Genomic DNA, 21,416 nt, shown 5'->3' with positions numbered 1-21,416 from the left:
GTGAGCCGCATCGGGGTCGCCTTCGACAAGGCGCGGGCGGACGGGCGGGCGGTGCTGGTCGGCTGCATGCCGGCGGGCTTCCCGACCGTCGAGGACAGCATCGCCGCCATGAAGGCGATGGTCGAGGCGGGCGTGGACGTCATCGAGGTGGAGATCCCGTACTCCGACCCGGTGATGGACGGCCCGGTCATCCAGAAGGCGAGCGACATCGCGCTCGCGGGCGGTGTCCGCGTCGCGGACGCGCTGCGCGTGGTCGAGGCGGTCGCCGCGACCGGGGCCAGCGTGGTCACCATGACCTACTGGAACCCGATCGAGCAGTACGGTGTGGACGCCTTCGCCCGCGACATGGCCGCTGCCGGCGGCACCGGCCTGATCACGCCGGACCTGATCCCGGACGAGGCCGCCGAGTGGCTGGCCGCCTCCGACGCGCACGGCCTGGACCGCACGTTCCTGGTCTCGCCTTCGTCGACCGACGCGCGGCTGCGGATGACCGTCGAGCACTGCCGCGGGTTCGTCTACGCCACCGCGATCATGGGCGTCACCGGCGCCCGGGCGCAGACCTCCGAAGCGGCGCCGATCCTGGTCTCCCGGCTACGCGAGGTCACCGAACTACCGGTCGGCGTCGGGCTGGGCGTGGGCACCGGCGCGCAGGCCGCCACCGTCGCCGGGTACGCCGACGCGGTGATCGTGGGCAGCGCGCTGGTCCGCTGCGTGCTGGACGCCCCGGACCAGGCCGCCGGCCTGACCGCCCTGCGCAAGCTCAGCGCGGAGCTGGCCGACGGAGTCCGCAACCCCGCCCGCTGACGCCCGGGGTCCGCTCCGTCGCCACCCGCTTGATCGACTCCACTTCGCCGAGCTGGCGTGGTCCAGGACGCCGGGACACCGCCACCTCGCCGAACTGGTGTCGATCATGCGTGGGCGCGACCCGGCCGGCGGCGCGGGCACCCGGGGGTCGGTGACCCGGTGGAGGCCGACCAGGTCGGCCGGCGCCACCGCCCAGCCGGTCTCGGCGCGGACCGCCCGGACGACGGCGTCCGCCGGGCTCTCGTCGTGGCGCAGCCGCCCGCCCGGCAGGCCCCAGCGCCGGGCCCTCTCGGACCGGCGGCAGAGCAGCAGCCGGCCGGATGCGTCGGTGACGACAGCGGCGACCGCCCAGGTGAGCGGGCTCATGGACAAACAGCCTACGACCGTGCAAACCAGAAGTCATCGACCCGCGCGGCAGGCGGCCCGGGGTGCCGCACACACAGTCCGCACCGGTACCGTGTGCACCCGTGACCCTCGCCCCGATGACCCCACTGGCGGCCATGCCCAGCCCCAGCACCGCCGTCTGGCAGCTCGGTCCGGTTCCGATCCGGGCGTACGCGCTCTGCATCATCCTCGGCATCGTGGTGGCCTGCGTGGTCACCGAGTACCGGCTGCGCCGCCGCGGTGTGGCGCCCGGCGCGGTACTCGACATCGCCGTCTGGGCCGTGCCGGCGGGCATCATCGGCGCGCGGATCTACCACGTGATCACCTCGCCGGAGAAATACTTCGGTGCCGGCGGTGAGCCGATCAAGGCGCTCTACATCTGGGAGGGCGGCCTCGGCATCTGGGGCGCGGTGGCCGGTGGCGCGGTCGGCGCGTGGCTCGCCGCGCGGCAGCTCGGCATCCCGTTCACCGTGATCGCCGACGCGCTGGCGCCGGGGCTGCCCCTGGCGCAGGCCGTCGGCCGCCTGGGCAACTGGTTCAACAACGAGCTGTACGGCGGGCGGACCACGCTGCCGTGGGGCCTGGAAGTGCACGTGATGGACCCGGACAATCCGGGTCACGCGCTGCGCGATGACGCCGGCAACCCGGTGCTCCAGCCCGGGCTCTACCACCCGACGTTCCTCTACGAGGCGCTCTGGAACGTCGGCGTCGCCGCGCTGGTGCTGTTCCTCGACCGTCGCCTGCGGCTCGGCCGCGGCCGGGCGTTCGCGCTCTACGTGATGGGCTATACGGCGGGCCGGTTCTGGATCGAGCTGATGCGCACCGACGAGGCGAACCTGATCCTCGGCGTACGCCTCAACGTCTGGACCGCCGCGCTGGTCTTCCTCGGCGCGCTCGCCTACTTCATCCGGGTCCGTGGCCCGCGCGAATACCTGGTGCCGGTGGGCGAGCCGGCCCCCGTGACCGGCCCGGCCGGGGACGTGTCCCAGGTCGACCTCTCCGCCCGGGAGGCCGCCGAACGGCCGGCCGCGCCCGAGGGCTACCGGGTGGTGACCGAGGAACAGTTCGACGCGTACCGGCAGACCGGCGAGTTGCCCCCGGAGCCGGCGGCGGACGACGAAGCGGCACGGGCCGAGCCCGCCGACGATGCCGCGACGGGCCGCACGGACGACGACGGCGCCACGGCCGAGCGGACGGACGGCGACGACACCGAGGACGACACGGACCCGGAGCGGGCGGACGCCGAACGGACGAACGCCGGCCGGGCCGACGGCGGGCGCCCGGCGGACCGGGACAGCTGAGCGGGGGAGTCATGCGCAGCGCGGTGGTGGTCGGCGCCGGCCTCGGCGGAATGGCGGCGGCTGGTGTGCTGGCCCGGTCGGGCTGGCAGGTCACGCTGCTGGAGCGCGCCGACCGGGTCCGCCCGGAGGCGACCGCCGTGGTGCTCTGGCCCAACGGGGTACGCGCGCTGCGCGCCCTCGGGCTGGGCGACGGGCTGGACGCGATCGCCACCCCGCTGCCCGACGGCGGCGTGCGCCGCCCGGACGGCCACTGGCTGGTGCAGGCCCGGTCCACGCCGGCCGAGCGGATGCCGGTGGTGGTGCACCGGGAGGACCTGCACGACGCGCTCATCGCCGGTCTGGGTGACCGGGTCGAGCTGCGAACCGGCGTGACAGTGCGGACGGTGCGCGCGGCGTCGGGCGAGCGCCCGGCGGTGGGCGACGGCCGGCACACCTACGAGGCGGACCTGGTGGTGGCCGCCGACGGCACGGACAGCGAGATCCGCCGGCACCTCGCCCCGGAGACCGCAGTGGTCAGCTCCGGCTGTGCCGCCTGGCGGGCCGTGATCCCCTGGTACCGGGCCCCGCAGCTACCCGACGACCAGCCGGTGCACGGCGAGACGCTCGGCGCCGGCTACCGCTTCCTGGCCGCCTCGCTCGGCGAGCGGGGCACCGCGGGCGCCTCCCGCCGGGGCGGCGTCTACTGGGTCGCCACCGCCGCCGGCGCGCCCCGGCCGGAGCCGCCGGAGATCCAGCTCGCGCTGCTCAAGCGCTGGTTCGCCGGCTGGCCCGCGCCGATCGGCACGCTGCTGGAGGCGACCGATCCGGAGGACGTGGTCCAGCAGGAGATCCGCGAGCTGCGGCCGCTGCCGAAGGCGTACGGCTTCCCGGCCGGCCCGGGTGGCGTGGTGCTGCTCGGCGACGCCGCGCACGCGATGCCGCCGCACCTCGGGCAGGGCGCCTGCCTGGCGTTCGAGGACGCGGCGACGCTGGCCGGGCTGCTGCGGGAGTCGCGGCTGCCGGATGCGGTGACCGCGTACGACAGGTTGCGCCGCCCCCGCGCGGCCACGATGGTCCGGCAGACCCGGCGGATGTCGGCGGTCCTGCAGGCCCGGGGCAGGCTGGCGCTGCGCGCCCGGGACGCCGCACTGGGCACGATCAGCCCGCGACTGCGCAACACCGCCGCGGCGGCGGCCGCCGCCTGGCAGCCGCCGTCCTGACCGTCCTGACGCGGCCCTCGGCGGCGCGGCCCTCGGCGGCGCGGTCCCCGCGCGGGCGGGCGGCCCGCGCCGGTGCTCAGATGACGGCTGCGGGCTCGGCGATGCAGGCGGTGCCGATCCGGCGGAACCCGACCCGCAGGTAGACGCGGGCGATGTCCTCGCTGCCGGCGCTCAGGAAGATCAGGTCGGTGCCGGCGGCGCGCAGTTCCCGCGCGAGCGTGGCGGTCACCGCCGCGCCCAGCCCACGTTGCCGGGCGGACGGCAGCGTGGCCACCCCGGCGATCTCCGCCACGTCGTCGACCCGCATCGCCATCCCGCTGGCGAGCGCGCCCTCGTCTGGTGTCTCGGCGAGCACCGAGACGCGCCGTCCGTCGGCGACCCGGGTCGCCTCCTCCTCCAGCGCGGCCACGTCCAGCTGGGCGAGGGCGGCGTCCCGCTCGGCCGGTCCGGCGTCGCCACGCGCGGTGCCGCCGTTGGCGAAGCCGACCGCCGCGACCGCCCGGCGCAGCGCGATGTCCGCCGCGAAGCCGGGTTCGGCGGGGTCCAGCACCCGCACCGGTACGTCACTGAACGTCCCCGGATCGGGCAGCCGCTCCGGTTCCAGCAGCATCAGCGGCGCCTCCAGCACGCTGAGCCCGGCCGAGCGGGCCACCGCGAGCAGGTCGGGCTGGTGCTCGTGCACCCACTCGAACGCCTCGGGCAGGCCCAGTTCCCGCTGCCGGGCGCGGACGGCGGTGACGTCGGCGAGCGTGGGCGCCTCGTCGGCGTCGAGTCGGGGCCGGGCGTAGAACGGCCATCCGGCGCCGTCGCGGACGAACAGCACCAGGGCGCCGTGATCCTCGGTCCGGGCCCCGTCGCGGGGCACCGCGTCGTAGAACCGCTCCAACCGGGCGAGTACGTCAGCGCGTGCGAGATCCACCGCGCGAGACTACACGTCCCAGCATCTGGAAGTGTGATCAATCTGAACTGGCCTTGCGCCGGAAGCCCTAACGTAGACTCAATAAACCGCAGAGGGCCGACGTCGTCCCCATCATGATCCATCCTGAGTGACGACAGGAGGCCCGGTGGCCTTTCCGTACCCTCACAGCCCGCAGTCGGCCCCGCGGACGACCGGGCTCTACGACCCCGCGTACGAGCACGACGCCTGCGGCGTGGCCTTCGTGGCCGACCTGCACGGGCGGCGCTCGCACCAGGTCGTCGCGAACGGCCTCGGGGCGCTGTGCCGGCTGGACCACCGGGGCGCCCGGGGCGCGGAGCACAACACCGGGGACGGCGCCGGCATCATGATCCAGGTGCCGGACGCGTTCCTGCGCGCCACCGTCGACTTCCCGCTGCCCCCGGCCGGCCAGTACGCCACCGGCCTGGTGTTCCTGCCCGACGACGACGCGGCCGAGGCCCGCGCCCGCCAGGTGGTGGACAAGTACGCGCTGGTCGAGGGCGCCGACGTGCTCGGCTGGCGCGAGGTGCCGACCGAGCCGTCCGGCCTGGGGGAGACCGCGCTCGCGGCCATGCCCCGGGTCCGGCAGCTTTTCGTGGCCGCGCACCGGCTGACCGACTCACCGGCCGGTCCGGCCGGCTCCCCGCTGACCGGGCTCGACCTGGACCGGGTGGCGTTCTGCCTGCGCAAGCAGGTCGAGCGGGAGACCGCCGAGCGGGGCGTGCCGGCGTACTTCCCGTCGCTGTCCGGCCGCACGATGGTGTGGAAGGGCATGCTCACCCCGGACCAGCTCCCGGCGTTCTACCCGGAGCTGACCGACGAACGGGTGGTCAGCGCCATCGCGCTGGTGCACTCGCGCTTCTCCACGAACACGTTCCCGTCCTGGCCGCTGGCGCACCCGTACCGATTCATCGCGCACAACGGCGAGATCAACACGATCCGCGGCAACCGCAACTGGATGCAGGCCCGCGAGGCCCTCCTCCGCAGCCCGAGCATCCCCGGCAACATCCGCCGGGTCTTCCCGGTCTGCACCCCGGCGGCGTCCGACTCGGCCAACTTCGACGAGGTGCTGGAACTGCTGCACCTGGCCGGGCGGAGCCTGCCGCACGCGGTGCTCATGATGATCCCCGAGGCGTGGGAGAACGACCCGGACATGCGCGCCGACAAGCGCGCGTTCTACCGCTTCCACGCCAGCCTGATGGAGCCGTGGGACGGCCCGGCGTCAGTCGCGTTCACCGACGGCGAGATCGTCGGCGCGGTGCTGGACCGCAACGGCCTGCGGCCGGGCCGCTGGTGGCACACCGCCGACGGCCTGGTGGTGCTCGGTAGCGAGGCGGGCGTGCTCGACCTGGACCCGGCCACCGTGGTCGCCAAGGGCCGCCTCCAGCCGGGCAAGATGTTCCTGGTCGACACCGTCAACGGCCGGATCGTCTCCGACGACGAGATCAAGACCGAGCTGGCCGCCGAGCAGCCGTACCAGGAGTGGCTGCACGCCGGCCTGATCGAGCTGGACGACCTGCCGCCGCGCGAGCACACCGTCTACACCCACGACTCGGTACGCCGCCGCCAGCAGACGTTCGGCTACACCGAGGAGGAGCTGAAGATCCTGCTCGGCCCGATGGCCCGCAGCGGCGCGGAGCCGATCGGCTCGATGGGCACCGACACGCCGATCGCCCCGCTGTCCACCCGGCCGCGGCTGCTCTACGACTACTTCCATCAGCTCTTCGCGCAGGTCACCAACCCGCCGCTGGACGCCATCCGGGAGGAGCTGGTGACCAGCTTGGCGTCCACCATCGGGCCGGAGGGCAACCTGCTCGACCCGGGCCCGGCGAGCTGCCGGCAGATCGTGCTGCCCTACCCGGTGATCGACAACGACGAGCTGGCCAAGATCCTCTCCATCGACGAGGACGGCGACCTGCCCGGCTTCAAGGCGGTCCGGGTCTCCGGGCTCTACCGGCTGCGCGACGGCGGCGCCGGCATCAAGGCCCGGCTGACCGAGATCTGCCGGCACGTCTCCGAGGCGATCGAGGACGGCGTCCGCATCCTGGTGCTCTCCGACCGGGACTCCAACGCCGACCTGGCCCCGATTCCGTCGCTGCTGCTCACCGCCGCGGTGCACCAGCACCTGGTCCGCGAGCAGACCCGCACCCAGGTGGCGCTGATCGTCGAGTCCGGCGACTGCCGCGAGGTGCACCACGCGGCGGTGCTGATCGGGTACGGCGCGGCGGCGGTCAACCCGTACCTCGCCTTCGAGTCGGTGGAGGACATGATCTCCACCGGCGGGCTGGCCGGCGTCGACCGGGTGAAGGCGGTCCGCAACTACGTCAAGGCGCTCGGCAAGGGCGTCCTGAAGATCATGTCGAAGATGGGCATCTCGACCGTGTCGTCGTACTGCGGCGCGCAGGTGTTCGAGGCGGTCGGCCTGGACACCCGCCTGGTCCACAGGTACTTCCGCGGCACGCCGAGCACCATCGGCGGCATCGGCCTGAACGAGATCCACGCCGAGGTGGCGGCCCGGCACGCGCGGGCCTGGCCGGCGCCGGGCGCGCAGGCCACCGACCGGCTGGAGGTCGGCGGCGAGTACCAGTGGCGCCGCGAGGGCGAGCTGCACCTGTTCAACCCGGAGACGGTCTTCCTGCTCCAGCACGCCACCCGCAGCCGCCAGTACGACGTGTTCCGGCAGTACACCGCCAAGGTCGACGAGCTGGCCGCGCAGGCGGGCTCGCTGCGCGGGCTGTTCACGCTGCGCACCGGCGTCCGCCCGGCGGTGCCGCTGGACGAGGTCGAGCCGGCCACCGAGATCGTCAAGCGCTTCGCCACCGGTGCCATGTCGTACGGGTCGATCTCGGCGGAGGCACACGAGACGCTCGCCGTCGCGATGAACCGGCTCGGCGGAAAGTCCAACACCGGCGAGGGCGGCGAGGACGTCGAGCGGCTGCACGACCCGGCGCGGCGCTCCGCGGTCAAGCAGATCGCCAGCGGCCGGTTCGGCGTGACAAGCGAGTACCTCGTCAACGCCGACGACCTTCAGATCAAGATGGCGCAGGGCGCGAAGCCCGGCGAGGGCGGGCAGCTACCAGGCAACAAGGTCTGGCCGTGGATCGCCCGGACCCGGCACGCCACCCCCGGCGTCGGCCTGATCTCCCCGCCGCCGCACCACGACATCTACTCCATCGAGGACCTCGCCCAGCTCGTCCACGACCTGAAGTGCGTCAACCCGGCCGCCCGGGTGCACGTCAAGCTGGTCAGCGAGGTGGGCGTGGGCACCGTCGCGGCGGGCGTGGCCAAGCTCAAGGCCGATGTCATCCTGATCTCCGGGCACGACGGCGGCACCGGCGCGTCCCCGCTCAACTCGCTCAAGCACGCCGGCACCCCGTGGGAGCTGGGCCTGGCCGAGGCGCAGCAGACGCTGCTGCTCAACAAGCTGCGCGACCGGGTGACGGTGCAGGTCGACGGCCAGCTCAAGACCGGCCGGGACGTGCTGATCGCGGCGCTGCTCGGCGCCGAGGAGTTCGGCTTCGCCACCGCGCCGCTGATCGTCGAGGGCTGCGTGATGATGCGGGTGTGCCACCTGGACACCTGTCCGGTCGGCATCGCCACCCAGAACCCGGTGCTGCGCGAGCGCTTCACCGGCAAGCCGGAGTTCGTGGAGAACTTCTTCCTGTTCCTCGCCGAGGAGGTCCGCGGCTACCTGGCCGAGCTGGGCTTCCGCAGCATCGACGAGGCGATCGGCCACACCGAGCTGCTCGACGTGGCCGGCGCGATCGACCACTGGAAGGGCCACGGCCTCGACCTGAGCCGCGTGCTGCACCTGCCGGAGCTGCCCGAGGGCGCGGCCCGCCGGGGCGTACGCGCCCAGGACCACGGCCTCGACGCGGCGCTGGACAACCGGCTCATCGAGCTTGCCGGGCCGGCGCTGCGTGACCGTACCCCGGTCCGGGTCGAGGTCGAGGTCCGCAACGAGCACCGCAGCGTCGGCGCGATGCTCGGCGGCGAGGTCACCCGCCGCTTCGGCGGCGCCGGGCTGCCCGACGACACGATCGAGTTCCGGCTGCGCGGCACCGCCGGCCAGTCGTTCGGCGCGTTCCTGCCGCGCGGAGTCACGCTGCGCCTGTACGGCGACGCCAACGACTACGTCGGCAAGGGACTGTCCGGCGGCCGGATCGTGGTCCGGCCGGACGCCGACGCGCCGTTCGTCGGCGTGGACGCCACGCCGGGCCGCCGCGCCGAGGACCAGATCATCGCCGGCAACACCATCCTGTACGGCGCCACCGGCGGCGAGGTCTACCTGCGCGGCCGGGTGGGGGAGCGGTTCGCGGTCCGCAACTCCGGCGCGGTCGCCGTGGTCGAGGGCCTCGGCGACCACGGCTGCGAGTACATGACCGGCGGCACCGTCGTGGTGCTCGGGCCGACCGGGCGCAACTTCGCCGCCGGCATGTCCGGTGGCACCGCGTTCGTGCACCGGCTCGACCAGCGGCTGGTGAACGCCGAGCTGGTCGACCTGTCGCCGCTGCGCGACGAGGAACGCGACCGGCTGCACGAGCTGGTCCAGCGGCACTTCGCCGAGACGGACTCGGCTGTCGCCGAGGACCTGCTCAAGCGCTGGCCGCAGGCGGTGGAGGAGTTCACCGCAGTGGTGCCCCGCGACTACCGCCGGGTCATGGAGATCATGCGGGCCGCCGAAGCCGCCGGCCGAGACGTCGACGACGCGGTGATGAGCGCGCTCAGCGTGCCGTCGGCCGCGCCGGTACCGCCCGCGCCCCGGGCGGTCGCCCAGGAGGTGGCTCGTGCCTGACCCGAACGGTTTCCTGCGCTACGACCGGCGGCTGCCGGCCCGCCGTCCGGTGCCGGTACGCATCTCCGACTGGCGGGAGGTCTACCCGCCGGCCGGTGAGGGGCTGATCCGCGAGCAGGCCACCCGGTGCATGGACTGCGGTATCCCGTTCTGCCACGACGGCTGCCCCCTGGGCAACCGCATCCCGGACTGGAACGACCTGGTCCGCACCGGCAACTGGGACGCCGCGGTGGAGTCGCTGCACGCCACGAACAACTTCCCCGAGTTCACCGGCCGGCTCTGTCCGGCGCCGTGCGAGGCGGCCTGCGTGCTCGGCCTCGGTGGCCAGCAGCCGGTCACCATCAAGCAGGTCGAGGTGGAGATCGCCGACGCGGCGGTGGCCCGCGACGGCCTGCGGCCCCGGCCCGCGTCCGCCCCGACCGGCCGGTCGGTGGCCGTGGTCGGCTCCGGCCCGGCCGGGCTGGCCGCCGCGCAGCAGCTCGCCCGCGCCGGTCACACGGTCACCGTGTACGAGCGCGACGACGCGATCGGCGGCCTGCTCCGCTACGGCATCCCCGACTTCAAGCTGGAGAAGCAGCACATCGACAAGCGGCTGGCCCAGCTCACCGCCGAGGGTGTGCGGTTCCGGACCGGCGTCGAGGTGGGCGTCGACGTGACCGCCGAGCAGGTGCGCGCCGAGCACGACGCGGTGCTGCTGGCCTGCGGGGCGTTGCAGGGCCGGGACACGCCGGAGACGCCGGGCCGGGCGCTGCGCGGTGTGCACCAGGCGATGGCGCACCTGGTCGCCGCGAACCGGGTGGTGGCCGCCGCCGGGGACGGGCGGCCCGCGCTCGCCACGCTGCCCGACGGTACGCCGATCGACGCCGCCGGCAAGCACGTGGTGATCATCGGCGGTGGCGACACCGCCGCCGACTGCCTCGGCGTGGCGCATCGGCAGGGCGCGGCCGGCGTCCACCAGCTCGACCTCTACCCGGAGCCGCCGGCCGAGCGCGACGCGGCCCGGGACCCGTGGCCGACCTGGCCGTGGGTGCTGCGCAACTACCCGGCGCACGAGGAGGGCGGCGAGCGGGTCTTCGCCGTCGCGGTGCAGGAGTTCGTGGACGACGGCACCGGTCAGGTCCGCGCGGTCCGGATCGCCGAGGTGACAGTGGAGAAGGTGGACGGCCGCCGCATCGTCACCCCGCTGCCGGGCTCCGAGCGGGAGATCCCGGCCGACCTGGTGCTGCTCGCCATCGGCTTCGAGGGCACCGAGGAGCAGCCGCTGCTGGCCCAGTTCGGGGTGACCCGCAACCGCCGGGGCGCGATCGACTCCGGCCCCGACTGGCAGGCCGCCGACGGCGTCTTCGTCGCCGGTGACATGCACCGGGGCGCCTCGCTCATCGTCTGGGCGATCGCCGAGGGACGCGCCGCCGCGGCGGCGATCCACGCGTACCTGGGCGGGGTGGGCGAACTGCCCGCCCCGGTCGACCCGGCCCGCCAGCCGCTCGCCGCGCGCTGACCCCGAACCGGCCGGGCCGCCCTCCGTCGCGGGGGAGCGGCCCGGCCGGCGCCGGTCAGCGGCCGAGCAGGTCGTGCGCCGCCCGGATCTTCGCCCACGAGGCCGGCTGCGCCGGTGCGGCGCTCGTCCGTGCGGCGGTGGCCACGGCGGGCCGGCCGGGGGTGAACGGCCAGGTGGTGAACACCGCGTCGAGGTCCCGTCCGGAGATCCGCTCGGCGAGCGCCTGGAACTGCGCGACGGTGCCGTTGCCGTACTGCCGCTTGGCCGTCCAGGTGCGCAGGATGCGGAAGAACGCGGCGTCGCCCACGGCGCGCCGGATCTGGTGCAGCGCCATCGCGCCCCGGTCGTAGACGGCGGCGTCGAAGATGCCGCCCGGGCCCGGGGCGCCGGGGCGTACCTGCCAGAACTCGGAGTCGGCCGGGTAGCTGTCGTAGGTGAAGTCGAACAGCTCCTGCGCGGTGCCCTCGCCCTGCTCCTCCGACCAGAGCCACTCGGCGTACGACGCGAAGCCCTCGTTGAGCCAGATGTGCCGCCAGTCCGCCACCGACACCGAGTCGCCGAACCACTGGTGGGCGTTCTCGTGCACCACCACGTACGTGTTGGCGCCGCGCCGCCAGAAGCCGGGCCCGTACACCGGGCGGGTCTGCGTCTCCAGGGCGAAGCCGATGCCGTCGACCGGCCCGGCCACGCCGCCCTGCGCCTCGAACGGGTACGGGCCGAACAGCCCGCTCTCCCACTCGACGATCTCGGCGGTGCGTTCGATGCTCGCCCGCGCGGCCGGCAGGCGCTCGCCCAGCGTGGTGCTGTACGCGTTCACCACCGGCTGCCCGTTCGGCGCGACGTCGGTGACGATCTCGTACTGCCCGATGGCCAGGAACGCCTGGTACGTGGCGCCGGGCTTGACGCTGCGCCAGCTCCACCGGGTGCGGTTGCCGGCCTCGGGCAGCGGGTCGCGCGGCTGCACGCCGTTGCTGACCACCTCGACGCCGGTCGGCACCGACACCGAGATGTCCCAGGTGGCCTTGTCCTTCGGGTGGTCGTTGCTCGGGTACCACCACCAGGCCGACTCGGGCTCGTTGACGGCGAGCGCCCCGTCGGCGGTTCGCGTCCACGCGGTGTAGCCGTAGACGGTGGTCTGCGACGGCACGCCGGCGTACCTCACCACCACGGTGAGCTGCTGGCCCTTGGTCAGCGGCCGGGCCGGGGTGACGACCAGCTCGTGGTCGCCGGCCCGGGCGAACCCGGCGGTCCACCCGTTCACCCGCACCGACTCGACGTCGAGGGCGAAGTCCAGGTTGAACCGGGACAGGTCCTTCGTGGCGGTGGCGAGGATCGTGGTGGTGCCGCTGAGCCGGTCGGTGGCCGGTTCGTAGCGCAGCCGTATGTCGTAGTGGCCGACGTCGTAGCCGCCGTTGCCGTAGTCGGGGAAGTAGCTGTCGCCCAGCCCGGGGCTGCCCGGCGTCGGGGTGGCCGCCGCGGGTTGCGGCCGGCCCCATCCGGTGGGGGCGGCCTGGCCGGGGGCACCGGTCACCGTGGTGCCGGCCGTGGTGAGGGTCAGGGCGGCGATGGCCGCCGTGAGTGCGCGTCGCACGGTGGGACTCCCTCCGTCGGGTGTCGTCACCGTCAAGCTAATCGACACATGTGAACGTATCTGTCCTGTCCGGTCGATCGGGGCTATTCAATTTCGACGAATGTTTCGATAGCATTACCGACCAGTAACAGCACCGATCCCTCGGCCACGCGCGCGGTCAACGGGCTCCACCACCCCTGCCCCGTGGAGGCTCTGCCATGCCCCGTCGCGTCCGTACCGTGTTCGCCGCCCTCCTGGCGGCCGTACTCGGCGCCGTGCTTCTGCCCGGCGCCGCCCGGGCGGCCACCGTCAACTACGTCGCCCTCGGTGACTCCTACTCCTCCGGGGTCGGCGCCGGCCCGTACGACCTGTCCACCTGCCTGCGCAGCCAGAAGTCGTACGCCCCGCTCTGGGCCGCCGCCCATTCGGTCACCAGCTTCAAGTTCCCGGCCTGCGGCGGCGCGGTCACCGCCGACGTGCTGGCCGACCAGGTCGGCCAGCTCAGCAGCAGCACCACGCTGGTCACCATCACCATCGGCGGCAACGACGCCGGCTTCGCCGACGTGATGACCAGTTGCCGCTTCGGCAGCACGTCCAGCTGCGAGAGTGCGGTCAACGAGTCGAAGGCGTTCGCCACCGCGACGCTGCCCGCCCGGCTCGACGCCACGTACACTGCGATCCGCAACCGGGCCCCGAACGCCCGGCTGGTGGTGCTCGGCTACCCGCGGCTGTTCGAGACCGGCTCCTGTGGACTGCTCGCCATGAGCAGCTACAAGCGCACCATCCTCAACCAGGCCGCCGACACGCTCAACGGCGTCATCTCCGGCCGGGCCGCCGCCGCCGGCGGCACCTTCGTCGACGCGCGGCCGTTCTTCGCCGGGCACGGCGTGTGCGCCGCCGAGCCGTGGATCCGGGACGTCAGCGGTGTCATCGAGGCGTACCACCCGAACGCGAACGGCTACCGCTACGGCTACCTGGCCGCGCTGACCGCCGCCATCGGCTGATCCGCATGTGAGGAGAGGGCCCCGCTCGACACCCGTCCGTCGAGCGGGGCCCCCGCCGTGCCGGGTTGCATCGAACGTCGACAATGGTGCGACACCCCGTGCGACCCGGAGGTGACCATGCGTGAACCGGCGACCCGGCTGCGGCCGGTCCGTGAGCAGCTCCCGGCCGGCGGCCCGGAACTGCTCACCCTGCTGGCCCGGCTGCTGCGGCGTCCACGCCGCGGTGACCGCCGGCTCCCACTGCTCTGGCTGGTCCGGCCCACCGGGGACGGCGCGGTCGCGGCCCTGCTACGGCGTTTCGCGGCGCTCCGGGCCGGGCGGCGGGTACCGCACGCCGTGCTGGACCTCACCGGCCGGCCGGCCGGCGACGACGTCGCGGCCGTGCTGCGCGAGCTGCACCGGCAACTCTCCGTGGAGGCGTTCGGCGCGCCCCGGCTGCGGTTCCGGCACTACCCGCTGGCCGACTGGCTGATGCACCAGACGCTCGCCGTGGACCTGGACGCCGCCGACAGCGGCCGGGCCGCGCTGGTGCGCCGGCTGCGGGACTGGCGGGGACGGCGTGCCGGAGAGGACCCCCAGGTCGGCGGCGACTCCGGCCTCGGTGCCGCGCTGCACCTGCTGCTCTGGCTGCTGTGGCGGGCCGTACCCGGCGTCGTGTTCCGGATCGCCGTCTCCGGCCGGGTGCCGCTCGTCGGACGGCAGTACCGCTGGTTCATGCGCCAGCAGTACCTGGCGCCCCGCCAGTCGGTGACGTTCCTCGGCTTCGCCGAGCGGCTCACCGCCGGCTGGCGCGACGGCGAACACCCGGCCCAGGTGGAGAAGCTGCTGCTGCACGCGTTCCTGGAGGACCTGCGCCTGGCGTACCGGCGGCGGTTCTGGCGGCCCGGGGACTGGCGCCGCACCGCCTATCCGGTGCTGGTGCTCGACGGCGCGCGGCCGGACAACGTCGGGCACACGCTGGTCCGGCTCGTCGACGAGGTCCGCAACGAGACCGGCCGCAACGACCCGTTGCTCGTCGTCGCGGTCGCCGCCGACCCGCCACCGGAACCGGCAGCGGCCCGGCCGCTGGCCGAGGCCGAGGAGGCGTACGAGGAGTGGGCCGAGGCGCTGCCGGAGAACCGCCGGCTGCGTCGCCCCGGCGCCTGGCTGATGCTGCTGGAGGCGGACGACCGGGACGTCGACGCGCCGGTGGGAGGCGTCCCGCCGGCCCTTGTCGCACCCGACCCGCCCTGGTGGGCCCGGCGGTTCCTGCCCGCCGCGGTGGCCCTGGCGCTCGTCGCCGGGCTGGGCGTGTGGGCGCACGGGCGGTGGGCGCCGGACTGCCGCCCCTGGCCCACCGACCGGGTCACCGTGCGGCTCGTCGGCGGGGAGTGCGTCGGCTACAGCGACACCGCCGGGCAGGTCTTCAACAGCGAACCCGGGCAGGACCGGCTGCGCGCCGTGCAGCGGCGCATCTTCGCCCAGAACCGGGCCGCCGAGGAGGTGTGGCGGCGCAGCGAGCACCGCCGCCCCTACCTGACGCTCGTCTACCTGGGCAGCCTCACCGGCAACCGGACCCGCGCGGACGAGGAGTCCTACGTCTCCGAGCGGGAGGAACTGGAGGGCATGGCCACCGCCCAGTACGCCCTGCTCCAGGAGTCGGCGGCGGCGGACGACGCGGCGCTGCTGCACATCGTGGTGGCGAACGCCGGGCGGCAGATGCGACACGCCGACGACGCGGTACGGATGCTGGAAGGGCTGGCCCGCGACGACCCCACAGTGCTCGGCGTGGTCGGCCTGGTGGACAGCCGCACCAGCACGGCGGCGGCGCTGCGCGAACTCAACCGCGTCGGCCTGCCGGTGCTCGCCCCGACGCTGTCGGCCGACCGGATGGACGCCAACTCCAGCCTCTACCTGGCCATGTCGGCGCCGAACCGGGACCAGACCCGGATGGTCGAGGCGTACGCCCGGCAGGTGCTGCGGGTGGGGGAGGCGCACGTCTACTGGACCACCGGCGAGGGCAGCTCGCTCACCGACGACCTGTACGTCGCCACCCTCGTCGACGGCCTGCGGGAACGCTTCGGCGACCGGCTCACCCGGCTCGACGAGTGGCGCAGCGGGCGGCGGCTCACCCAGGAGTGCGGCTACCCGGGGATGCTCTTCTTCGCCGGCCGCTGGTCGGAGTTCGACGGGTTCATGCGCGCGCTCAAGGAGTGCGGCGCGAACCCGCCCCGGCACCTGGTCGCCGACGACTCGGTGAACCGCTACATGGCCAACCCGGGGCTGCGCGCCAGCGCGCCGGGCAACCTGCCGGTCACGTACGTGTCGAAGGCCGCGCTGGCCACCTGCGCGTCGCTGCGGGCCGCGCAGGCCGGGCGCGACGACGCCCGGGGCAGTTTCCTCACCTGGATCGGCGCGGACGGCCTGCTCGACCCGCCCCGATGCCGCGCGGGGACCGGTCCGCCGGTCGGCGAGCGGGTCAGCCTGGCCTACGACGCCACCATGATGACGGTACGCGCGCTGGAGAGCCTCGCCGCCCGGCTGCGCCACGCCGACACCGGCCGCCGCTGGGAGCCCCGTTCGGTCAACCCGGTCGGGGTGCACGCCGAGGTGCTGCGGCAGAACGCCGCCGGCGGCTACCCGGGGGTCAGCGGCCTCATCCGGTACGCCCCGGACTCCGGTGAGCCGGTCGCGAAGCGGCTGGCGCTGCTCACCGTGGCGAAGGTGCCCGACGTGGACGCCGCCCCGGTCGAGGTGTTCCACTGCGGCGTGGCCGACGCCGGCCCCGACCCCGGCTGCCGCGTCGCCCCACGCTAGACGAGATCTTGGTACGCGCACGCCCCGCAAAGGGCGCCCGCGTACCAAGATCCACGGAACGAGAGGGCTGAGGTCAGCGGGCCGGGACCAGCTCGGCGGCCGGCGCCAGGTCCGGCACCGCCGGCCCGATCCGCCGCCGGGGCCACCGGCGGCGGCCGGAGGGTACGGCGAGCGCGGCTAGCGCCGCGGCCACCGAGATGCCGGTGAGCAGCAGGAAGCCCGCGGTGAAACCGGCCTCCCGGGGCAGCCCGCTCGGCTGCGGATTCGCGGTGATCACGGCACTGGCGAGCGCCGCGCCGATCGCGCCGCCGATGGTACGGATGTTGGCGTTCATGCCGGTCGCCGCGCCGGTCTGCCCGGCCGGCACGTTCGCCACGATCAGGTTGGCCATCGAGGCGAACGCCAGCCCGATGCCGAGGCCGACCAGGCCACCGGCGACACCGACCTGCCAGCGGGTGTCGTGTGCGACGGTCAGCATGGCGGCGGCCGCCACGTTGAACACCGCGCCGGTGCTCAGCTGGGCCTTGGCGCTGAACCGGGACTGCAGCCGTCCGGCCAGCAGGCCGGCCACGAACATGCCGACGAGCATCGGCAGCATCAGCAGCCCGGCCTGGGTGACGCTGGCGCCGAAGCCGTAGCCGGCGCTGGTCGGGATCTGCGCGAACTGCGGCAGGAACGCGTACACGGCGAACATCGAGGCGCCGTAGAGCAACCCGACGAGGTTCGTGGTCCAGACCGCGGGCAGGCGCATCATCCGCAGGTCGATCAGCGGGTTCGCGGCTCGGGCCTCGGTCGCCAGCCAGGCGGCCGCGAGCACCGCGGCCAGCGCCAGCAGCCCGACCACCCGGCCGGAGCCCCAACCCCACGCGGCGCCCTTGCTGACCGGCAGCAGCAGCGCCACCAGCCAGCCGGACAGGAGTACGGCGCTGAGCCAGTTGATCCGGCCCGGGGTGCGTACCGGCGAGCGCGGTACGAACCGGTGCGCGGCGAGCGCGGTCAGGCCGACCACCACCAGCGGGATCCAGAACAGCCACCGGTAGCCCAGGGTGGCCACGATCGGCCCGGCCAGCACCACGCCCAGCCCGCCGCCGACGGCGACGACCGCGGAGACCGAGGCCACCGCCGAGCTGACCCGGGCGGCCGGGAACTCGTCGCGGATGATGCCGAACGAGAGCGGGAAGACGGCGCCGCCGATGCCCTGCACCACGCGGGCGGCGATCAGCACGCCGATGCTGGGGGCGACGGCTGCCAGCAGGCAGCCCAGCGCCAGCGCGGCGAGCGAGAAGACGAGCGTCTTCTCCTTGCCGACCATGTCGCCGACGCGGCCGATGATCGGCGTGAAGACGGACGCGGAGAGCAGGTAGGCGGTGAGCACCCAGGTCACCGTGTTGGGCGAGGTGTGCAGGTCGTGCTGGATGGTGGGCAGCACCGGCGTGATCAGCGACTGGAGCATCGCGAAGAATCCGGTGCCGGCGGCCAGCACGAGGAAGGTGAGCCGGCGTGAGCCGCGCCCTGATGAGTGGATCATGTGGGAGAACTCCCCGTTGTCGGTACGAGACTGGTGGCCGCTCGCGCGGTCGTGCGGCGGTGGCGGCCGGGTCGTGCGGGCGCTCAGCGGTCGGCGGGCATGGTGGGACCTCCCGGGTCCGTGTCGTGGCGCGAGGATCGCGCGGCCGGAGGGCGGCCGGAAGTCCGGAGTAAGCTATCCGGAGGGGTGGCTCCGGTCAGTAACCGGAGGCGTGCCTCCATTAACCTAGCGGAGGGGTGCCTCCGGTTGCAAGACGGAAGGGGTGACGCGCGTCATGACCGACGCCGACGTGCCCGGTGAGGTCTTCTCCCGCCGCCCGAAACGGGCCGACGCCCGCCGCAACTACGACGCGCTGATCGCCGCCGCCCGCGAGGTCTTCGGCGAGCACGGCGCGGGCGCGTCGCTGGAGGAGATCGCCCGCCGGGCGGGCGTGGGCATCGGCACGCTCTACCGCAACTTCCCCCAGCGGCGGGACCTGTTCGAGGCGGTCTACGTCGAGGAGGTGCGCGCGCTCAGCGCCTCCGCCGCCGACCTGGCCGACGAGCCGCCCTGGGACGCCCTGGTCGGCTGGCTGCACCGGTTCGTCGCCTACGTGGCCACCAAGCGGGCGCTGGCCGAGGAACTGGTACACGACTCCGAGGTGTTCCGCAGCTGCCGCACCGAGATCTACGCGACCGGCGAGCCGCTGCTGCGCCGCGCCCAGGAGGCCGGCGCGGCCCGGCCGGACGCCGGTTTCGACGACGTGATCCGGCTGATCAGCGGGCTGGCCGCATATCAGTTCCCGGACCCGGCCCAGCGCGACCGCGTCCTGGCCATCGCGCTGGACGGCCTGCGCCCGCCGGCCGGTGCGGGATCGCCCCGGGTCTAGCCGAGGCGCCGTACGACCGGATCGAGCGCGGTCACCAGAAGGTCCGTCTCGCCAGTGTTCAGATGCCGGGCGCAGGCGTCGATGTTGTCGGCGGCGTCGAGTTCCGACCAGTCGAGCAGGTAGCCGGCTGCGGCGCCGAGCTGACGCAGGAAGGCGCGCAGCGTCCTGCCGTTGCCCTCGCGGAACGGGTGGCAGACGTTCAGCTCGCCGTAGTAGTGGGCGAGGGAGCCGACGAACGGCTCGCGCTTCAGGCCGAGCAGGAAGCCGTCCTCGGAGAGCTGGGCGAGGACGCTGCCCACCTGGTCGTCGATGAAGCGCCAGTGGCAGAAGCGTGCCCCGGTTTTGCTGATTTCAACAGTGCGTGTCTGCCCGGCCCAGGGGTACACGTCGCCGAAGAGGTGCCTGTGGAACGCCTGGAGGTGACCGAGGCCGTAGTTGCCGGGGATGGTGCTACGGGCCGCCTGCACGTCCCGGATGGAGACCAGGCGGAACTCCACCTCGTGCAGGGTAGCGGCGTCTCTGAGGCCCAACCGGTTGACCAGGCAGTCAGTGCCCGGCCAGCAGTACGGATCGGTCATCCGCGCAGGCGGGCGATCTCTTCGGCGATCAGATCGTCCGCGTCGACCAGGCCCGAGGCCACGTCGCGGAGCCGTTCCTGCCAGTCCTGGTCGAACTCCTGGCCCTCGATCGCGGCGTTCGCCGTGGCCTGCGCGACGGCTGTCTCGGTGCTCGCCATCTGCCGCGCGTAGTACGTCCGCATCAGGTCGACATCGAGCTGCTCGGAGGAGCTGGCGGACTCGGGCAGCGCGCCACGAGCGGCCCGCCACGGCAGTTCGTTGTGCGTCATGGTGGACAGCTCGGTCGCGGAGAACCTGCCGTACTCGCGGGCCACCCAGCGGACGGATTCGCGCTGGGCTTCGGTGAGCAGGGAGGGATCTCCGAGGGGCCACTCCGAGACGTAGAGCTGCTGGCGGTGGTGCCGGTAGAGCAGCGGAACCACCGGGCCTTCCCGCCATGCCTCGATCGGCTCGGCGAACAGCGACGAACCACTGCGAGCCAGGTGCCATCCCTGGCAGTAGTAGACGAGCTTCTCGAGCTTCATCGCGGTGACCCGGCCGACCTCGGCGAGCACCGCGGCGGCGACGTCGTGTGCGCTGGCCATCCGGTGACACCCCCTCATCAGCCCTGCTCAGAGAGTACCGATGATCCGGGCGCTCGGGCGACCCATGACGCCGACCGGCGGTTCCCGCCCCTGGGGAGACCACCGGCCGGCGCCCTCTCAGCGGTGCCCGTTACCCGGCCGCCCCCACGGCCCGGTGATCGCGAACACGTACCCCGGCGACTGGATGTTGGCGAACAGCGTCTTGCCGTCCGCGCTGAACGTCGGCCCGGTGAACTCGCTGTCGTTGAGCTCGTTGCGCGCCAGCGGGTACGCAGTGCCCTGCTCGGTGACGCCGACCAGGTGCGACACGCCCTCGCCGTCCTCGGCCAGGATCACCCCGCCGTACGGCGAGACGGTGATGTTGTCCGGCCCGTCGTAGTTGCCGGTGTCGGCCTCCGGGTCGGTGTTCACCCCGAAGATCGTCTTCAGCGTGACGGTCTGCCGACGCGGGTCGTAGAACCACACCTGCCCGTCGTGCTCGTTGGCGCTGCCGTCGTCGTGGCGGGCGTAGCTGGCCACGAAGTACGCGCCCCCGTCGCCCCACCAGGCGCCCTCCAGCTTGCGGCTGCGGGTCACCTCGGCGTCGGTGAACTGCTTGCGTACCGACACGGTCCGGGCGTCGCGGTCCGGCACCTCGACCCACTCCACCCGGTAGCGGGTACCGGGGGTGGTGGCCTCGGACAGGTCTGCCACGTGGCCGTCGCCCCGCAGGCAGCGCATCGCGGCGAGGCTCCCGGCGGTGCCGCCGTCGGGTCGCTGGGCGAGCGCCCGCAGCGCGCCCTTGCCGGCCCGGAAGCCGGGCGGCGGCGTCCACCGGAAGTACAGGCCGTTGGGCCCGCTCGCGTCCTCGGTCAGGTAGATCGAGTGCGTGTACGGGTCGACCGCGACCGCCTCGTGGGAGTACCGCCCGAGGAACGTCAGCGGCACCGGGCCGGTGTTGGCGGACCGGTCGTGCGGGTCGACCTCGAAGACGTACCCGTGGTCCTTCAGATATCGCCCACCGGCCCGCTGCTCGGTCTCCTCGCAGGTCAGCCACGTGCCCCACGGGGTGATGCCACCGGCGCAGTTGTTGTGCGTGCCGGCCACGCTCACGTACTCGCGCAGCCGCCGCCCGTGCCGGTCCACCTCGATGGTGGTGGTGCCGCCCCGGGCGCCCGGGTCGTAGGTGAGGCCGGGTAGCGGCGGCACCGGGTACGGCTCGTCGCCGCCGATCTCGTGGTTGTTGACCAGCACCGAGCCGTGCGGGCCGCGGAAGCAGCCGGTACCGTCCGCGTCGCTCGGGGTGGGCTGCCCGGACTCCAGCAGCGTCGCGCCCGCCTGCGCGACGACCGTGTACGAGAAGCCCGGCGGCAGCGCCAGCAGGCCGGCCGGGTCCGGCACCAGGTCGCCGTAGCCGACGGCGGGGCGGCACGCGGGCCGGGCCGCCGCCGGGCCGGCGATCGCCTCCAGGCTGCCGGCCACCATGATGCCGAGTCCGCCGGCCACGCCGCCGCGCAGCAGGGACCGCCGGGGGAGAGGTGAGGTGGTCACGTCGTCGCCTTCCTGTGCGCACGATTGCCTGACCGAAGGC

The 21,416-nt window shown here is 73.8% G+C and carries 14 protein-coding genes and 1 pseudogene; 8 read left to right on the top strand and 7 right to left on the bottom strand.

What is annotated here, in order from left to right:
- Positions 1-804 (top strand): tryptophan synthase subunit alpha, encoded by an 804-nt coding sequence (gene trpA / locus O7546_RS19765; protein ID WP_194801256.1) that lies wholly within the window; start codon positions 1-3, stop codon positions 802-804.
- 225 nt (positions 805-1,029) lie between these two features.
- Here the strand turns inward: trpA and O7546_RS19760 are convergent.
- A pseudogene (locus O7546_RS19760) lies at positions 1,030-1,170 on the bottom strand (NUDIX hydrolase); the annotation flags it as partial.
- A gap of 101 nt (positions 1,171-1,271) precedes the next feature.
- Here O7546_RS19760 and lgt point away from each other — a divergent pair.
- The gene (gene lgt, locus O7546_RS19755; RefSeq protein WP_281599929.1) at positions 1,272-2,489 is read left to right on the top strand and encodes a prolipoprotein diacylglyceryl transferase; all 1,218 of its coding nucleotides are present in this window, start codon (positions 1,272-1,274) and stop codon (positions 2,487-2,489) included.
- An 11-nt stretch (positions 2,490-2,500) separates the two neighbouring features.
- Positions 2,501-3,688 carry an NAD(P)/FAD-dependent oxidoreductase gene (locus O7546_RS19750; RefSeq protein ID WP_013287548.1) on the top strand — a complete coding sequence of 396 codons (1,188 nt, stop codon included), beginning with the start codon at positions 2,501-2,503 and terminating at the stop codon, positions 3,686-3,688.
- 76 nt (positions 3,689-3,764) lie between these two features.
- On the opposite strand, the gene O7546_RS19745 is transcribed toward O7546_RS19750, so the two are convergent.
- Positions 3,765-4,607, bottom strand: a complete 843-nt coding sequence (locus tag O7546_RS19745; protein ID WP_281599928.1) for a GNAT family N-acetyltransferase — start codon at positions 4,605-4,607, stop codon at positions 3,765-3,767.
- 145 nt (positions 4,608-4,752) lie between these two features.
- Here O7546_RS19745 and gltB point away from each other — a divergent pair, with 145 nt between their 5' ends.
- A complete protein-coding gene (gltB, locus tag O7546_RS19740; protein ID WP_281599927.1) occupies positions 4,753-9,420 on the top strand; it encodes a glutamate synthase large subunit in 4,668 nt (1,555 codons plus the stop codon).
- Entirely contained in the window at positions 9,413-10,918 is a 1,506-nt protein-coding gene (locus tag O7546_RS19735; protein WP_194801261.1) for a glutamate synthase subunit beta, read from the top strand. The genes gltB and O7546_RS19735 overlap by 8 nt, the downstream gene beginning before the upstream one ends.
- Before the next feature lie 55 nt (positions 10,919-10,973).
- On the opposite strand, the gene O7546_RS19730 is transcribed toward O7546_RS19735, so the two are convergent.
- Positions 10,974-12,509 carry a M1 family metallopeptidase gene (locus O7546_RS19730; protein ID WP_281599926.1) on the bottom strand — a complete coding sequence of 512 codons (1,536 nt, stop codon included), beginning with the start codon at positions 12,507-12,509 and terminating at the stop codon, positions 10,974-10,976.
- Positions 12,510-12,706: 197 nt separating this feature from the next.
- On the opposite strand from O7546_RS19730, the gene O7546_RS19725 reads away from it, so the two are divergent.
- A complete protein-coding gene (locus O7546_RS19725; RefSeq protein WP_281599925.1) occupies positions 12,707-13,492 on the top strand; it encodes an SGNH/GDSL hydrolase family protein in 786 nt (261 codons plus the stop codon).
- A gap of 117 nt (positions 13,493-13,609) precedes the next feature.
- The gene (locus O7546_RS19720; protein WP_281599924.1) at positions 13,610-16,288 is read left to right on the top strand and encodes a hypothetical protein; all 2,679 of its coding nucleotides are present in this window, start codon (positions 13,610-13,612) and stop codon (positions 16,286-16,288) included.
- A gap of 73 nt (positions 16,289-16,361) precedes the next feature.
- Here O7546_RS19720 and O7546_RS19715 read toward each other — a convergent pair whose 3' ends face one another.
- A complete protein-coding gene (locus O7546_RS19715) occupies positions 16,362-17,816 on the bottom strand; it encodes an MFS transporter (RefSeq protein ID WP_269697345.1) in 1,455 nt (484 codons plus the stop codon).
- 274 nt (positions 17,817-18,090) lie between these two features.
- Here O7546_RS19715 and O7546_RS19710 point away from each other — a divergent pair, with 274 nt between their 5' ends.
- On the top strand, positions 18,091-18,684 hold the full coding sequence (locus tag O7546_RS19710) for a TetR/AcrR family transcriptional regulator (protein WP_281599923.1): 594 nt from the start codon (positions 18,091-18,093) through the stop codon (positions 18,682-18,684).
- Here O7546_RS19710 and O7546_RS19705 read toward each other — a convergent pair.
- The 3 genes from O7546_RS19705 to O7546_RS19695 form a co-directional block, all read right to left on the bottom strand.
- The gene (locus tag O7546_RS19705; protein WP_281599922.1) at positions 18,681-19,181 is read right to left on the bottom strand and encodes a Fic family protein; all 501 of its coding nucleotides are present in this window, start codon (positions 19,179-19,181) and stop codon (positions 18,681-18,683) included. The genes O7546_RS19710 and O7546_RS19705 overlap by 4 nt on opposite strands.
- A gap of 77 nt (positions 19,182-19,258) precedes the next feature.
- Positions 19,259-19,846 (bottom strand): type II toxin-antitoxin system antitoxin SocA domain-containing protein, encoded by a 588-nt coding sequence (locus O7546_RS19700; protein ID WP_269697342.1) that lies wholly within the window; start codon positions 19,844-19,846, stop codon positions 19,259-19,261.
- Positions 19,847-19,963: 117 nt separating this feature from the next.
- Positions 19,964-21,376 (bottom strand): alkaline phosphatase PhoX, encoded by a 1,413-nt coding sequence (locus O7546_RS19695; RefSeq protein WP_281599921.1) that lies wholly within the window; start codon positions 21,374-21,376, stop codon positions 19,964-19,966.
- Between the last annotated feature and the right edge of the window lie 40 nt (positions 21,377-21,416).

This window comes from Micromonospora sp. WMMA1976 (assembly GCF_027497335.1).
Classification (GTDB): domain Bacteria; phylum Actinomycetota; class Actinomycetes; order Mycobacteriales; family Micromonosporaceae; genus Micromonospora; species Micromonospora aurantiaca.
This window is presented reverse-complemented; position numbering and strand designations above follow the sequence as displayed.

Coding starts and splice junctions, on each gene's coding strand:
- O7546_RS19700 (WP_269697342.1), bottom strand. CDS start 19,846: ATGGCCAGCGCACACGACGTCGCCGCCGCGGTGCTCGCCGAGGTCGGC.
- O7546_RS19725 (WP_281599925.1), top strand. CDS start 12,707: ATGCCCCGTCGCGTCCGTACCGTGTTCGCCGCCCTCCTGGCGGCCGTA.
- O7546_RS19750 (WP_013287548.1), top strand. CDS start 2,501: ATGCGCAGCGCGGTGGTGGTCGGCGCCGGCCTCGGCGGAATGGCGGCG.
- O7546_RS19710 (WP_281599923.1), top strand. CDS start 18,091: ATGACCGACGCCGACGTGCCCGGTGAGGTCTTCTCCCGCCGCCCGAAA.
- O7546_RS19720 (WP_281599924.1), top strand. CDS start 13,610: ATGCGTGAACCGGCGACCCGGCTGCGGCCGGTCCGTGAGCAGCTCCCG.
- O7546_RS19715 (WP_269697345.1), bottom strand. CDS start 17,816: ATGATCCACTCATCAGGGCGCGGCTCACGCCGGCTCACCTTCCTCGTG.